Source organism: Bacillus sp. LB7 (genome assembly GCF_030449715.1).
Taxonomy (GTDB): domain Bacteria; phylum Bacillota; class Bacilli; order Bacillales; family Bacillaceae; genus Bacillus; species Bacillus paralicheniformis.
The window spans coordinates 1-352 of sequence record NZ_JASGCA010000067.1 but is presented as its reverse complement, the minus strand read 5'-3'; the positions used below and the strand labels follow the sequence as shown (position 1 = coordinate 352).

Annotated in this window: 1 protein-coding gene; it reads left to right on the top strand. The window is 57.1% G+C overall.

Annotation, left to right across the window (positions count from 1 at the left end; all coding sequences use genetic code 11):
• Positions 1 to 218, top strand: a 218-nt coding sequence (locus QMZ64_RS23090; RefSeq protein WP_301441642.1) for a tripartite tricarboxylate transporter TctB family protein, incomplete at its 5' end; no start/stop codon positions are given.
• Between the last annotated feature and the right edge of the window lie 134 nt (positions 219 to 352).

Here is a 352-nt window from a genome sequence, read left to right as displayed (position 1 = left end):
TGCTGGTACTGGTGATTACGCTGGTACTGTACGCCTGGGGCTTTGAGTGGCTGGGCTTTCCGCTGGCGACGACATTGCTGACTTTCAGCATGGGCCTGCTGTTCCATGCCAGCTTGAAGGCGGCATTGGTGTCCGGCGTGGTGATGGGCGTAGCGCTGTATTACGCCTTTGACCGCTTACTTGATGTGACACTGCCACTCGGCGTTTGGCTGAGCTAACGGGAGCGAAAATGGATACCTGGATGTACTTGTCTCAAGGGTTCGAAGTGGCATTGGTGCCACAGAACCTGATTATCGCGTTGGTCGGCTGTTTCGTTGGCACCATTGTCGGCCTGCTGCCAGGGCTGGGGTGC